This is a genomic window from Micromonospora sp. NPDC049662, assembly GCF_040675055.1.
GTDB lineage: Bacteria > Actinomycetota > Actinomycetes > Mycobacteriales > Micromonosporaceae > Micromonospora.
The window spans coordinates 101489-116329 of record NZ_JBFAOC010000019.1; the positions used below are offsets into that span (position 1 = coordinate 101489).

13 protein-coding genes are annotated in these 14841 nt (G+C 71.8%); 8 read left to right on the plus strand and 5 right to left on the minus strand.

Annotated elements, in window-relative coordinates; all coding sequences use genetic code 11:
• Positions 1-35: 35 nt before the first annotated feature.
• From AB0J36_RS16955 to AB0J36_RS16970, 4 genes are all read right to left on the minus strand, one after another.
• Positions 36-1103, minus strand: a complete 1068-nt coding sequence (locus tag AB0J36_RS16955) for an NADH:flavin oxidoreductase/NADH oxidase (RefSeq protein WP_357122332.1) — start codon at positions 1101-1103, stop codon at positions 36-38.
• A gap of 66 nt (positions 1104-1169) precedes the next feature.
• Entirely contained in the window at positions 1170-2465 is a 1296-nt protein-coding gene (locus tag AB0J36_RS16960) for a dicarboxylate/amino acid:cation symporter (RefSeq protein WP_357175255.1), read from the minus strand.
• A gap of 198 nt (positions 2466-2663) precedes the next feature.
• Entirely contained in the window at positions 2664-3332 is a 669-nt protein-coding gene (locus AB0J36_RS16965; RefSeq protein WP_357175104.1) for a DUF998 domain-containing protein, read from the minus strand.
• Positions 3325-4290 carry a glutathione S-transferase C-terminal domain-containing protein gene (locus AB0J36_RS16970; RefSeq protein ID WP_357122338.1) on the minus strand — a complete coding sequence of 322 codons (966 nt, stop codon included), beginning with the start codon at positions 4288-4290 and terminating at the stop codon, positions 3325-3327. The genes AB0J36_RS16965 and AB0J36_RS16970 overlap by 8 nt, the downstream gene beginning before the upstream one ends.
• A gap of 107 nt (positions 4291-4397) precedes the next feature.
• Between AB0J36_RS16970 and pcaF the strand changes: the two genes are divergently transcribed.
• The 6 genes from pcaF (at position 4398) to AB0J36_RS17000 (ending at position 10748) form a co-directional block, all read left to right on the plus strand.
• Positions 4398-5603 (plus strand): 3-oxoadipyl-CoA thiolase, encoded by a 1206-nt coding sequence (gene pcaF, locus AB0J36_RS16975; protein WP_357122341.1) that lies wholly within the window; start codon positions 4398-4400, stop codon positions 5601-5603.
• A gap of 151 nt (positions 5604-5754) precedes the next feature.
• On the plus strand, positions 5755-6567 hold the full coding sequence (locus AB0J36_RS16980; RefSeq protein ID WP_357175110.1) for an SAM-dependent methyltransferase: 813 nt from the start codon (positions 5755-5757) through the stop codon (positions 6565-6567).
• Between the two features lie 4 nt (positions 6568-6571).
• Positions 6572-8734, plus strand: a complete 2163-nt coding sequence (locus AB0J36_RS16985; protein WP_357122348.1) for an EAL domain-containing protein — start codon at positions 6572-6574, stop codon at positions 8732-8734.
• Between the two features lie 85 nt (positions 8735-8819).
• Complete coding sequence (locus tag AB0J36_RS16990) at positions 8820-9320, plus strand: DUF456 domain-containing protein (RefSeq protein ID WP_357122351.1); 501 nt, start codon at positions 8820-8822, stop codon at positions 9318-9320.
• 44 nt (positions 9321-9364) lie between these two features.
• Positions 9365-9997, plus strand: a complete 633-nt coding sequence (locus AB0J36_RS16995) for an MBL fold metallo-hydrolase (RefSeq protein WP_357122354.1) — start codon at positions 9365-9367, stop codon at positions 9995-9997.
• A 4-nt stretch (positions 9998-10001) separates the two neighbouring features.
• The gene (locus AB0J36_RS17000; protein WP_363660841.1) at positions 10002-10748 is read left to right on the plus strand and encodes an MBL fold metallo-hydrolase; all 747 of its coding nucleotides are present in this window, start codon (positions 10002-10004) and stop codon (positions 10746-10748) included.
• Between the two features lie 66 nt (positions 10749-10814).
• On the opposite strand, the gene AB0J36_RS17005 is transcribed toward AB0J36_RS17000, so the two are convergent.
• Positions 10815-11201 (minus strand): hypothetical protein, encoded by a 387-nt coding sequence (locus AB0J36_RS17005; protein ID WP_357122360.1) that lies wholly within the window; start codon positions 11199-11201, stop codon positions 10815-10817.
• Positions 11202-11657: 456 nt separating this feature from the next.
• Between AB0J36_RS17005 and AB0J36_RS17010 the strand changes: the two genes are divergently transcribed.
• Positions 11658-13196, plus strand: coding sequence for an amino acid permease (locus tag AB0J36_RS17010; RefSeq protein WP_357175119.1), 1539 nt, complete (start codon positions 11658-11660; stop codon positions 13194-13196).
• 138 nt (positions 13197-13334) lie between these two features.
• Entirely contained in the window at positions 13335-14699 is a 1365-nt protein-coding gene (locus AB0J36_RS17015) for a glutamine synthetase family protein (protein ID WP_357122366.1), read from the plus strand.
• The last annotated feature ends 142 nt before the right edge of the window (positions 14700-14841 follow it).

Genomic DNA, 14841 nt, shown 5'->3' on the forward strand with positions numbered 1-14841 from the left:
GGCTGCCGGGAACGGCAGCCGCCCGACGAGGCTGATCAGGCGCGGGCGTACTGGGCGGGACCGCTGTACGCGACGCCGAGCTTGCCGGCGGCGCGGCGCGGCCAGTACGGGTCGCGCAGCAGCTCCCGGCCGAGGAGCACCAGGTCGGCCTCGCCGCTGGCGATGATCTGCTCGGCGTGCTCCGGCTCGACGATCAGGCCGACCGCGCCGGTGGGTACGCCGGCCTCGCGGCGGATCTGGGCGGCCAGCGGCACCTGGTAGCCGGGGCCGAGCTGCGGGATGCGCTGCTCGGTGCTGACGCCCCCGGAGGAGGTGTCGACCAGGTCGACGCCGACGGCGGCCAGCTCCCCGGCGAGCACGACGCTGTCCTCGACGGTCCAGCCGCCCTCGACCCAGTCGGTCGCGGAGATCCGGGTGAGCACCGGCACGCTCTCGCCGACCGCGGCGCGTACCGCGCGGGCGACCTCCAGGGTGAGCCGCATCCGGCCGGCCCGGTCACCGCCGTAGGCGTCGGTGCGGTGGTTGGTCAGCGGCGACAGGAACTCGTTGAGCAGGTAACCGTGCGCGGCGTGCACCTCCACGGCCGCGAAGCCGGCGGCGAGGGCCCGCTCGGCGGCGGCGGCGAACGCGTCGATGACGCCCGCGATGCCCGCCGCGTCGAGTGCGGTCGGCGTCCGGTAGCTGGGGCTGAACGGCTCGGCGCTCGGGGCGACCGGCGTCCAGCCGCCCTCGGCGTCCGGCACCCCGCCGTTGCCCGACGCCCACGGCCGGTAGGTGGAGGCCTTGAACCCGGCGTGCGCGAGCTGAACGGCCGGCACCGCGCCGTGTGCGGCGACGAAGGCGGTCACCGGCCGCCAGGCGTCCACGTGCGCGCCGGACCACAGCCCGGTGTCCTGCGGGGAGATCCGACCCTCGGGGAGTACGGCGGTCGCCTCGGTCAGCACCAGTCCGGCCCCGCCGATCGCGCGGGTGCCGAGGTGGACGAGGTGCCAGTCGGTGGGCAGGCCGTCCGGGCCGGCCGAGTACTGGCACATGGGGGCCATGGCGATGCGGTTGGGCAGGGTGATCCCGCGCAGGGCCAGCGGTGTGAACAGGGAACTCATGTGCTCATCCTCTCGGTACGGCGACGGACCCCGCTGTCGAGGGGTCCGTCGCCGTGGAAGAACGGGTCAGGCGGGTACGGGGTTCAGCTCCGGGCGGGTGTCGGCGGCCACGGTCTCCGGCTCGGTGAGGTCACGGCGGCCGGCCGACTCGTACGCGGCCCGGTCGAGGGTGCCCTCCCGGGCGGCGACGACGGTCGGCACCAGCGCCTGCCCGGCCACGTTGGTGGCGGTGCGCATCATGTCCAGGATCGGGTCGATGGCGAGCAGCAGGCCGGCCCCGGCCAGCGGCAGGCCCAGCGTGCTCAGGGTGAGGGTGAGCATCACGATCGCGCCGGTCAGGCCGGCGGTGGCCGCCGAGCCGACCACCGAGACGAAGGCGATGAGCAGGTAGTCGGTGAGGCCGAGCTGCACGCCGAACACCTGGGCCACGAAGATCGCGGCGAGTGCCGGGTAGATCGCGGCGCAGCCGTCCATCTTCGTGGTGGCGCCGAACGGCACCGCGAACGAGGCGTACTCGCGGGGGACGCCGAGGCGCTCGACGGAGCGCTGGGTCACCGGCATGGTGCCCACCGAGGAGCGGGACACGAAGGCCAGCTCGATCGCGGGCCAGGCCCCGGCGAAGAAGCGCAGCGGGTTGAGTCGGCCGGCGAGGATCAGCACCAGCGGGTAGACCACGAACAGCACGATGGCGCAGCCGACGTAGACGGCGGTGGTGAACTTCGCCAGCGGAGCCAGCAGGTCCCAGCCGTACGAGGCGACGGCGTTGCCGATCAGGCCGAGCGTGCCGATCGGGGCGAGCCGGATGACCCACCAGAGGGCCTTCTGCACGATCTCCAGCAGCGAGCGGTTCAGCGCCACGAACGGCTCGGCGGCCTCACCGACGAGCAGGGCAGCAGCGCCGATGACGACGGCGAGGAAGACGATCTGCAGGACGTTGCCCTCGACGAACGCGCCGACCGGGTTGGTGGGCACGATGCCGGTGAGGAAGTCCGTCCACGAGCCGGTCTTCTTCGGTGCGGCCGCGCCGCCCAGGTCGAGGGTCACGCCCCGGCCCGGGTCGACGAGCAGGCCGAGGCCGAGGCCGATGCTCACCGAGATCAGCGCGGTGATGCCGAACCACATGAGGGTCTTGAGGGCGAGCCGGGCGGCGTTGGCCACGCCGCGCAGGCTGACCACGCTGACCACGATGGCGGTGAAGACCAGCGGCGGTACGGCCAGCTTGAGGAGCTGGACGAAGAGGGAGCCGATGGTGTGCAGGGTGCTGGTCAGCCAGCTCACGTCGTTGGCGCGGGCCAGGAAGCCGAGCGCCACGCCGAGGACGAGGCCGAGCAGGATCTGTACGGAGAAGGGGATTTTGCGCAGGCCGAAGGGCATGGGATGTCCAAGTGAGGTGGTCTGGTCGGGGTAGGCGAGTGAAGGACGGCTACGCCGGACAGATGCCGCTGGCCTGCAGTCGGAGATCGACATACAGGCGGACGGTAAGGCCCCAGACATTGGTCATCGTTGGTCGACGATACGCCGATAAGTTCGATCTGCAAGGTGTGATGCGCGTGACGCTCCTTACAGGCTTCGGTGTCGGCAAGTCAGGGCCAGGGCCGTGCCGGTGGCCACGCCCCACAGCACGGCCAACGCCAGAACCACCCGTTCCACCACGCCGACCAGCGAGCCCCGGCCGACCACGAGCATGGCCAGGCCGATCGTGGCGCACAGCGGCAGGGCGAGCGCCGCCGTCACCGCCGCCAGCCGGCGTACCACCGGTCCGGCCGGCCCGGACACCGCCAACGCCACCATGGCGAGGACCACCGCCGCCGTCGCCGCGATGCTCGCGCCGCCGTGCACCAGATCGGCCACCGTGGTCCGCTCGAACGGCGGTAGCGGGCACCCGGCGGAGCAGGTCACCGCCCCGGAGACCGCCGTGAGCACCGCGCCGCTGGCGAGCAGCGCCGGCGCGACCCGGACCCCGGGCGGCAGCGCCGCGGCGATCAGCAGCAACGCGCCGGCAAGAGCCAGAACCCCGATCCGGTACGTCACGGCGTGCGCGCTGCCGGCGATACCGGCCTCGCTCACGTACCCGGTGAAGCCCGGACCGGGACCGGCGACCACCGCGACGGTCACCGCGACCGCCCCGGCCACCGCGCAGCCGGCGGCGGCCGACCCGGCGACCCGGCGGGCCCGGCCCCCGTGGCCGCGAGGCGTCGTGGCGGTGCCGGCCCGACCCGGCTCAGCCACGTCCGTGCGGCGTCGTCCAGCCGGACTCGTCGGGCCCCAACGGCACGATGCCGGTCGGGTTGATCTCCCGGTGGGTGCCGTAGTAGTGCCGCTTGATGTGGTCGAAGTCCACCGTCTCGCCGAAACCCGGCGTCTGGAACAGGTCCCGGGCGTACGCCCAGAGCACCGGCATCTCGGTCAGCTTGTTCCGGTTGCACTTGAAGTGCCCGTGGTACGCCGCGTCGAAGCGGACCAGCGTGGTGAACAGCCGTACGTCCGCCTCGGTGATCGCGTCCCCCATCAGGTAGCGCTGCCCGGCCAGCCGCTCGGAGAGCGCGTCCAGCCGGGCGAACAGCGCCCGGAACGCCTCGTCGTACGCCTCCTGGGAGGTCGCGAAGCCGCACCGGTAGACGCCGTTGTTGACGTCGGTGTGGATCCCGGCCATCAGCGCGTCCATCTCGGGGCGCAGCGCGACCGGGTACAGATCCGGGGCGTCGGGGGCGTGCAGTGACCGCCACTCGGTGGAGAAGTCGAGGGTGAGCTGCGGGTAGTCATTGGTGACCACCCGGCCGGTCAGGGTGTCGACGAGCGCCGGCACGGTCACCCGGCCGGTGTAGTCCTCGTCGGTGGCCAGGTACGCCTCGGAGAGGAAGCGGACGCCGAGGACCGGATCGAAGCCGTCCGGGTCGAGCGCGAACGCCCAACCCCGCTCGTCCCGGATCGGGTCGACGGTGCCCAGCGAGATCGCGTCGTCCAGCCCGAGCAGGCCACGCACGATCCTCGCCCGGTGCGCCCACGGGCACGCGCGGCACCAGACGAGCCGGTACCGGCCGGCCTCCAACGGCCAGCGGTCCTGCTCGTCCGGACCGCCGCCCGGGGGCGAGGTCGAGTCGGCGGTGACCCGACCGGTGAACCGGTTGGGCTGACGGACGAACGCGCCGCCACGGCTGGTCTCTGCGCTGAACTGGGCCCGGGCCATGCCGTCAACCTATCCGTTGCCGGCGTGGATATCCTGGCGGCCGGCAGCCCCCCGCGATCCGGTGGGCCTGCCCCACCCCCGCCGTCTGCACCCCTGAAGGACTCGCGATGACCGTGGCATACCTGGTGGCCGGTGTCCGTACCCCGATCGGCCGGTACGCGGGCGCGCTGGCCGGCGTCCGCCCCGACGACCTGGCCGCCCACGTGATCCGCGAGTTGGTCGCCCGGCACCCGTCGGTGGACTGGGCCCGCGTCGACGACGTCGTACTCGGTTGCGCCAACCAGGCCGGCGAGGACAACCGCAACGTGGCCCGGATGGCGGCGCTGCTCGCCGGGCTGCCCGAGGAGGTGCCGGGCAGCACGGTCAACCGGCTCTGCGGCTCCGGTCTGGACGCCCTCGCCACCGCCGCCCGCTCCATCGTGGCGGGGGAGGCCGAGCTGGTGATCGCGGGCGGGGTGGAGAGCATGAGCCGCGCGCCCTTCGTCGTGCCGAAGGCGACCTCGGCGTACTCCCGCTCCGCCGAGATGTACGACACCACCCTGGGCTGGCGGCTGGTCAACCCGCTGATGCGCGACGGCTGGGGGATCGACTCGATGCCCGAGACGGCCGAGAACGTGGCCGCCGAGTACGGCGTCGACCGCGCCGAGCAGGACGCCTTCGCGTACCGCTCGCAGCAGCGCGCCGCCAAGGCGCAGGCCGACGGCCGGTTCGCCGAGGAGATCGTCCCGGTGTCCGTTCCCGCCGGTCGTCGGGAGACCCGACTGGTCGAGGTCGACGAGCACCCGCGCGAGACGTCGCTGGAGAAGCTGGCCGCGCTGCCCACCCCGTTCCGCGACGGCGGCACGGTGACCGCCGGCAACTCGTCGGGCGTCAACGACGGCGCGGTGGCCCTGCTGGTGGCCGGCGAGGCCGCGGTGCGGCGGTACGGCCTCACCCCGCTGGCCCGCGTCGTCGGCGCGGCGACGGCGGGCGTGCCGCCCCGGATCATGGGGATCGGCCCGGTGCCGGCCACCCGCAAACTGCTCGACCGGACCGGCGTCGACCTGGCGGCGGTGGACGTCGTCGAGCTGAACGAGGCGTTCGCCGCGCAGTCCGTGGCGGTGCTGCGCGAACTGGGACTGCCCGTGGACGCCGAGCACGTGAACCCCAACGGGGGCGCGATCGCGCTCGGGCACCCGCTGGGCGCGAGCGGTGCGCGGCTGGCGCTCACCGCCGCACTGGAGCTGCGCCGCCGGGGCGGCCGTCGGGCGCTCGCCACCATGTGCATCGGTGTCGGTCAGGGCATCTCGCTGCTGCTGGAATCCGCCGCCTGAGTGCCGAAAGTTACGTGAGGGGATCTCCCGTACGCGGTGGCCGGCGGCCTAGAGTGGTCCACACCACACGACCCGCGGGGTCGGCCGGCGGCTGCGTACGCCCGTCGACGCCGGTGCCTCGCGCTGCGGCGACGAACTGGGGGGCACACCGATGCCGGACGCACTGCCGACCGAGATTGACCTGACCAGGCCGAGCGCGGCCCGGGTGTACGACTACTTCCTGGGCGGGGCGCACAACTTCGAGATCGACCGGCAGTTGGCCGAGCAGATCGCCAGCATGACCCCGAACCTCGCGGCCACCATGCGCTCCGGCCGCGATTTCCTGCGCCGCGCCGTCCGGGCGCTGCTCGACGCCGGTATCGACCAGTTCCTCGACATCGGCTCCGGCATCCCGACCGTGGGCAACGTGCACGAGGTGGCTCAGGCGGCCAACCCGAAGGCCCGGGTGGTCTATGTCGACATCGACCCGGTGGCGGTCGCGCACAGCCGGGAACTGCTCGCGGGCAACGACCTGACCGGAGTGATCCACGCCGATCTGCGCGAGCCGGAGCGGATTCTCGCCGAGACCCGACAGCTCGGGTTGATCGACTTCGAGCGTCCCATGGGCATCCTGCTGGCCGGGGTGGTGCACTTCGTTCCGGACGCCGACCGTCCCGACGAGATCCTGGCGACCCTGCGGGCCGCCGCCGCGCCGGGCAGCTTCCTGGTCGTCTCGCACTCCACCTTCGAGGACCAGCCGCAGGAGATGCTGGACGCCCAGCGCCTCTCCTCCCGAACCGACACCGAGATCACCCTGCGCTCCCGCGCGCAGGTCACCGGCTTCTTCGGCGACTGGACGGTGCTCGAACCGGGCGTCGTGCACATGCCACTGTGGCGCCCCGACTCGCCCGAGGACGTCGACGAGCACCCCGAGCGGTTCGGCGCCTTCGGCGGCGTCGCCCGGTACGACCAGCCCGCCGGCTGACCCCATGGCCGCCGTCCCGGACCCCACCGGGGTCGACGTCGGCCGGACCGGTGTCGAGGCGTACGCCGCTGACTGGGCCCGTGTCGTACGCCGCATCGGTTTCGTGCCGCACAGCGCGGCCGAGACCGAGCGGCTGCTGCTGCTGCACACCGTCCGGCTGGCGGAGATCGTGCGAGCCGAGCCGTTCAGCGCCCGTCCCGCCGAGGAGGTGGGGCGGGCCCTGGTGGAGGCGCACCTGACCGAGCCCCGGGCGTTGGAGTGGTCGCTGCGCGCGCTCGGTGACGACTTCCCCGCCCGGGTGCTGGCGGCCGACGGTCGACCCGCCGATCTGGGCGACCGGATCGCGGCGACGCAGGGCGCGCTGGCGGCCGGGTTCGCCCGCGCCCTGCGCGACCGCACCTTCGCCCAGCAGGAGCGCATCGCCCGTTCGGCGTGGCAGGCTCGGGATGAGGTCGAGCAGGCGTTGCGCGACAGCGAGGCGCGGTTCCGGGCGGTCTTCACGGGCGCCGCCATCGGTATCGGCATCGCCGGGGTGGACGGGCAGATCATCGACGTCAACACGGCCTTCGCCGAGATGCTCGGCTACTCGATCGAGGAGCTGCGCCGGATCAACGTGGCGACGCTGTTCCACGCCGACGACGCCGCCGGCATGTGGGAGCTGTACCAGGAGCTGATCGAGGGCAAGCAGGACTCGGCCCGGGTCCAGAAGCGCTACTACCGCAAGGACGGCAGCGTCGTCTGGACGGATCTGGCCGTCTCGCTGATCCGGTACGACGACGGCCGGCCACGGTTCACCGTCGCGATGATCGAGGACATCACCGAGCGGTACGAGCTCCAACAGCGGCTGCGCTTCCAGGCGCTGCACGATCCGCTCACCGGGCTCCCCAACCGGACGTTGTTCTTCGAGACGTTGGGCCGGGTCTTCGACACCGCCGCCCCCGGCCAACGGGTCGGGGTGTGCTTCCTCGACCTGGACGGCTTCAAGACCATCAACGACAGCCTCGGCCACGACCTCGGCGACCGGCTGTTGGTGACGATCGGCCGGCGGCTCGCCGAGTGTGTGGCCGACCGGGGTCACCTGGTCGCCCGGATGGGCGGCGACGAGTTCGTCATCCTGGTCGACGGCGGCGGTGACGTCGAGGACGCGGTGGCCGTGGCGGAGGCCGCGCTGGCCGCCGTCGCCGCGCCCGTACACGTCGGCGACCAGCAGTTGGCGGTCTCCGCCAGCGTCGGGATCGTGGACTGCCCGGCCGCGGAGACCACCGCCTCGGAGCTGATGAAAGCCGCCGACACGACGCTCTACTGGGCAAAGGCGGCCGGGCGGGGTCGGTGGGCGGTGTACGACCCGGAGCGCAGTGCCCGTGACCACGCCCGGTCGGCGCTGGTCGCCGGACTGCCCGCCGCGCTGGACCGGGGTGAGTTCGTCCTGCACTACCAGCCGATCGTGTCGCTGCTGGAGGGCACCATGCTCGCCGTGGAGGCGCTGGTCCGCTGGGAACACCCGGAGCTTGGTCTCATCGGCCCGGATCACTTCATCGGCCTCGCCGAGGAGACCGGTCTGATCGTCCGGCTCGGCGAGTGGGTGCTGCGGCGGGCCTGCCGCGACGCCGAACGGTGGTGGCGGGAGTTCCCCGAGGCGCGGGTCGTGGTCAGCGTCAACCTGGCCGCCCGGCAGGCCGACGACCCGGCGATCGTCGCGACGGTGGCCGACGCGCTCGCCACCAGCGGTCTCCCGGCGGAGCTGCTGCAACTGGAACTGACCGAGAGCGCCGTCATGGGCAGCGCGGGCGAGCCGCTGCGCAGCCTGCACCGGCTCGCGGCGCTGGGCGTCCGACTCGCGGTCGACGACTTCGGCACCGGCTACTCCAACCTCGCGTACCTGCGGCGGCTGCCGATCCACTGTCTGAAGCTGGCCGGCCCGTTCGTCGAGGGCATCCGCGCCGACGGTACGGACGAGGCGGCGGACCACCGCGACGAGCGGATCGTCGACGCGTTGGTCAGGTTGGCGCACGCGTTGGAGCTGTGGGTCACGGCCGAGGCGGTGGAGACCGGCGTGCAGGCGGAGCGGCTACGGGCCCTGCGCTGCGACACCGGGCAGGGGCGGTACTTCGGCGCTCCGGTGCCCGCGCAGGACATCACGGCCCGGCTCCGGCAGGCTACGGCGTGAGGCACGCGGGCTGGCCGGCGACGGACGGCGACGGCGTGAGCGGCGGGCCGGTCCGGTCCGCGTGGTGCCGACGGAAGGCGACGGCGTGAGCCTGAACGACTCGCAGACGGTGGTGACCGTGGTGGCCGCGCTGGCCATCGTGGCCGGGCTGGCGGGTGTGGTGGTGCCCGGCCTGCCGGCGCTCCCGCTGTGCTGGGGCGGGGTGCTGGTCTGGGCGATCTTCGGCGGGGCCGGCCCCGCGGGTTGGGCGGTGTTCGCCGCCGCCACGCTCGTCGCGGTCGGCGGCATGGTCGTGAAGTATCTCTGGCCGGGGCGGAACCTCAAGCGGACCGGTGTGCCGACGTCGTCCCTGCTGGCCGGGGGCGCGCTCGGGCTGGTGGGGTTCTTCGTGATCCCCGTGGTCGGCCTGCTGCTGGGTTTCGTCGTCGGGGTGTGGGCGGCGGAGCGGCTGCGGCTGGGCAGCAACCGGCTCGCCTGGCCGTCCACCGTGCAGGCCCTCAAGGCGGTCGGCCTGTCCATGCTGGTGGAGTTCCTGGCCGGCCTGACCATCGGCGCCCTCTGGGTCGGCGGCCTCCTGCTGACCTGATCCACCGGGCTTCGACGCGTTCCGTTGAGCCGTAGGGTGAGGGCGTGCGACTGGTCAAGTTCACGCATGCCTGTGTCCGCCTTGAGGACGACGAGCGCCGACTGCTGATCGATCCCGGCGTCTGGACCGAGCCGGAGGCCTTCGACGGGGTCACCGACATCCTGGTGACTCACGAGCACGACGACCACTTCGATCTTGAGCGGGTCGCCGAGGTGTCAGCCTCTCGTCCGGTGCGGCTCTTCGCGCCGGAGCCGGTTCGAGAACTCGCCGTGCGGGGCGGATTGGCGGAGGCGGTCACCGTGGTCACGGCGGGTGCGGAGTTTCGTGCCGGCGGCTTCCGGGTGGCGGCGGTCGGCGGTGAGCACGCGGAGATCTACGACGGACTGCCGGGCTGCGTGAACCTCGGCTATGTGGTCGAGGGCGTCTACCACCCCGGCGACTCGTACTTCGTACCTCACCAGCGGGTGACGACGCTTCTCGTGCCAGCCGCAGGCCCTTGGGGCAGGCACCGCGAGGCCATCGACATGACGCGGGCGATCGCCCCGGAGCGGGCGTTTCCCATCCACGATCGGGCACTGTCGGCGGACGTCGGCTATGAGAACTTCGACGGCTGGATGGAGTACAAGGGCGCAACCGAATACCGGCGGATCCCCGTCGGCGACAGCGCGACCCTGTGATCGCGTGCGCATCGTGGTGCTCGGCGGTCTCGGCGCCTGGCCCTCGGCCGACCAGGGCTGTGCCGGCTTCCTGGTCGAGCGCCAGGGTTTCCGGCTGCTGATCGATCCCGGCTACGCGACCCTGCAATCGCTGCTGACCCGGCTGCCCGCCTCGGCGGTCGACGCCGTGTACGTCAGCCACGGCCACCCCGACCACTGCGCCGACCTGCAGCCACTGCTGCGGGCCAGGGCGTTGGCCGACCGACCCGCCCCGGCGCTGCCGGTGTACGCGCCCACCGGCAGCCTCGATGCGCTGCTCGCGATCGACGATGCGGGGCTCGTCGACACGGCGTACGAGCTGCACGAGTTCACCCCCGGCGACACCTTCGACATCGGTCCGTTCACCCTGCGGACCTGGTCGTTGCCGCACTGGGTGCCCAACGCGGGAGCCCGCATCACCGCCGGCGGGACGGCGCTGGCGTACACCGGGGATACCGGCCCGAGCCCGATGCTGGCCGAGCTGGCCCGCGACGCCGACCTGTTGATCGCCGACGCGACGTACGTCGACGAGATCCCGGACCGGCAGGTCGGATTCCTGTCGAGCGCAGCCGAGGTGGGCCGTCACGCCAGTACGGCACGCGCCAGAGCGGTCCTGTTGACCCACCTGTGGCCCGGCACGGACCCGGAGGCGGCGATCGCCGCGACGCGGCAGGCGTACGCGGGGCCGGTCGCCGTGGCCCGACCGGGCGTGGTGCTCGATCTGCCCGGCTGACGTCCGGGCCCGGCGGGACAGGGGGTGCCCGGTCAGCCGACCGGGCACCCCTCAGGGGCGTAGGCCCTAGTAGTCCTGGTAGGCGGTATACCGGCGGCTGCCCGTCGTGCCGTCCTGCACCCACACGGTCACCCGGACGGTATCGCTCAGCTTCGGCGTGGGATAGGCGTGGTTGCCCTCGTCGCAGGTGTCGTTGAAGCCGTCGGCGTCCTCGGCGGTCGCGATGACCTTGCCCGTGGTGAGGTTCCGCATCTCCGCCCGCGCACGGTAGCCGTCCTTCTTGTCGTCGCAGACCGACAGCTCCCAGGCGTTGTAGACCTCCAGGTACGCCGTCGCGGAGTCGTTCGTGGTCTCCACGGCGATCTCGTAGAGGGCGGCGGTCCGCGCGGCAGCGGTGCCCGCCTGGGCCGCCGTCGCGCCGACGGGCAACAGCATGAGCGTGGCCAGAGCCATGGTTGAGATCCTTCGCAGCACTGTTCGTCCTCCCGGTCGTGTGCCGGCCGGAATCAGGTCGGCCGGATGACTCCACGATGGGGAGGCCGGATCAACCGGGGCAACGGTGGACGGCGTTCGGGACGGATCCGAACAGCCCTGCCGGGGCCGGGCGCGGCGGCGCGGGGCACCTTCGTCGGATACGGCGGGAGGCCGTACGGGAGAGAGAGGCGGCGCCCCGCGCCACCGTGTGCCGGACGTTGCCGAGCGCCCGGCGGAGCCCGTCGCGATCGGGCCTGGTCACGGGTAACAGCATGCGGTCGTCAAGCGTGCGGTGGCAACGGGATTAGCGGGACGGTACCCGCGACGTATTGACCGCCCCTGATCATCGGGACGACACTTTGCGCACTCGTTGACGGAACCACCTCAGGGAGGTGCGCAGTGGCCACGACGCCCGTTCCGACCGCAGAGCAACCGATGGACGACGACGCCCGGCGTCTCGCCGAACTCGGCTACAAGCAGGAACTGCGCCGCAAGTGGAGCGGCTTCTCCAACTTCGCCATCTCGTTCTCGATCATCTCGATCCTGGCCGGCTGCTTCACCACGTTCGGCCAGGCGTGGAACAACGGCGGACCGGTCGCCATCTCCTGGGGCTGGCCGCTGATCTCACTGTTCATCCTGATCATCGGTTTCTGCATGGCCGAGCTGGTGTCGGCGTACCCGACGGCAGGCGGCATCTACTGGTGGGCGGCGACCATGGGTCGTCCGGCGCACGGGTGGTTCACCGGCTGGTTGAACCTGATCGGCCTGGTCGCCGTCACCGCGTCGGTCGACTACGGCTGCGCGACCTTCCTCAACCTCACCCTGTCGGCGCTCTTCGACGGCTGGGCCGGGACGCTGCGGCAGGCGTTCATCCTGTTCGTGATCATCCTGGCGCTGCACGGCCTGATCAACATCTACGGGCACCGGATCATCGACGTACTCCAGAACGTCTCGGTCTGGTGGCACGTGGCCGGCGCCGCCGTCGTGGTGGCCATCCTGGTGTTCGTCCCCGACAACCACCAGAGCTTCCAGTTCGTGTTCACCGAGCGGTTCAACAACTCGGGCTTCGGTGACGGTGACACCGGCGGCCTGACCTTCTGGTTCTACGTGCTGCCGCTGGGCTTCCTGCTCACCCAGTACACGATCACGGGCTTCGACGCCTGCGCGCACGTGTCCGAGGAGACCCGGGGCGCGTCCCAGGCCGCCGCCAAGGGGCTCTGGCAGTCGATCTTCTACTCGGCGGTCGGCGGCTGGATCCTGCTGCTGGCCTTCCTGTTCGCGGCCACCGACGTCGAGGCGGTCAACGCCGCCGGCGGCTTCTCCGGCGCCATCTTCGAGTCCGCGCTGACCCCGGTCTTCTTCAAGGTCGTCATCATCATCTCCACCATCGGGCAGTTCTTCTGCGGCATGAGCTGCGTGACGTCGATGAGTCGCATGGCGTACGCGTTCAGCCGTGACCGGGCAGTGCCGGGCTGGCGGCTCTGGTCGAAGGTCGACCGAAACGGCACCCCGGTCAACGCGATCATCGGCGCCACGGTCGCCGGCCTGGTGCTCACCCTGCCGGCGCTCTACGAGAGCTCGGCCGGTATCCCGATCGCCTTCTACGCGGTGGTCTCCGTCGCGGTGCTCGGCCTCTACCTGTCCTTCCTCATCCCGATCGCGCTGCGGCTGCGCATGGGCGACCGATTCGTGCCCGGTCCGTGGACGCTGGGACGCAAGTACAAGCTGTTCGGCTGGGTCGCGGTCATCGAGATCGCGGTCATCGCCGTGTACTTCGTGCTGCCGATCGTGCCCGCCGGGGTGCCCGGCGACGACGAGTTCACCTGGTCCGCGGTGAACTACGCGCCGCTGGCCGTCGGCGGGGTGCTGCTGGTGGTGGCCGTCTGGTGGTACGCCTCGGCCCGGAAGTGGTTCACCGGCCCGGTCCGTACCGTCGAGGAGCGGTCCGCGCGTACGCCCGCCGAAGGCTCCTGACCCCCCTGCGGTGTAAGGAAGGGCCCCTTGTTCAACAAAATCCGATAACAAGGGGCCCTTCCTTGCATCCGGGGCGGTGCGCGGGGGCATTGACGGTGATCCGGTTTGCCAGTAGACCTTGGTGATGGAGGCCCGCTCATGAGGAATGCGCCGCTCACGCTGGAACAACTGCGGGTCGCCGTCGACGATGGCGAGATCGACACCGTGGTGCTGGCCCTGGTCGACATGCAGGGCCGGTTGCAGGGCAAGCGGTTCCACGCGCCCTTCTTCCTCGACCAGGTCGTCGAGGGCGGCAGCGAGGGCTGCAACTACCTGCTGGCGGTGGACGTCGACATGAACACCGTCGACGGGTACGCGATGTCGAGCTGGGAGCGCGGCTACGGCGACTTCGCCATGGTGCCGGACTTCGCCACCCTGCGCCGGGTGCCCTGGCAGCCGGGCTCGGCGATGCTGCTGGCCGACCTCGCCTGGCTGGACGGCTCCGGTGACGTGGTCGCCTCGCCCCGGCAGATTCTGCGCAAGCAACTGGACCGACTGGCCGAGCACGGGCTGACCGCGTACGCCGGCACCGAGCTGGAGTTCGTGCTGTTCCGCGACTCGTACGAGGACGCCTGGCGGCGCGGCTACCGCGACCTCACCCCGGCAAACCAGTACAACGTGGACTATTCCCTGCTCGGGACCGCCCGGGTGGAGCCGCTGCTGCGTCGGATCCGTACCGAGATGGCCGCCGCCGGGCTCACCCCGGAGAGCGCCAAGGGCGAGTGCAACCTCGGCCAGCACGAGATCGCCTTCCGGTACGACGAGGCGGTGGCCTGCGCCGACCACCACGTCATCTACAAGAACGGCGCGAAGGAGATCGCCGCCCAGGAGGGCATGTCGATCACCTTCATGGCCAAGCCGAACGAGCGGGAGGGCAACTCCTGCCACATCCACTTCTCGCTCCGGGACTCGTCCGGCTCGTCGGCCATGCTCGGTGACGGGCCGGCGCACCTGAGCGAGACCGGGCAGCGGGTGCTTGCCGGGTTGCTCGCCACCATGCGGGAGTTCAGCCTGCTCTTCGCGCCGAACATCAACTCGTACAAGCGCTACCAGCCGGGCTCGTTCGCCCCGACGGCGCTTCGCTGGGGTGTCGACAACCGCACCTGCGCGCTGCGGGTGGTCGGGCACGGGCAGGGCATGCGGGTGGAGAACCGGGTGCCCGGCGCCGACGTCAACCCGTACCTGGCGATCGCCGGGCTGGTCGCGGGCGCGTTGCACGGCATCGAGCAGGGGCTGGAGCTGGGCGCGGAGTGCGCCGGCAACGCGTACGACGACCCGGACGCCGAGCGCGTCCCCAGCACGTTGCGCGACGCCCTGACCCTGTGGGAGGCGTCCGAGGTGGCCCGCGAGGCGTTCGGCGACGAGGTGGTGGCCCACTACGCCAACCAGGCAAAGGTGGAGCTGAAGGCCTTCGACGCGGCGGTAACTGACTGGGAGCTGACCCGTGGCTTCGAACGCCTCTAGGGCCTGTTTCATAAGAACTGGCCGGCCTGCGGCGGGCCCGGACGACGACCGGCGGCGTTGCGGTGTCGTCCGGATACAACACCGGTATCCGGACGACACCGCGCCTTGCCGGATCGCCGCCCGGACTCCGCCTCGGCTCGAC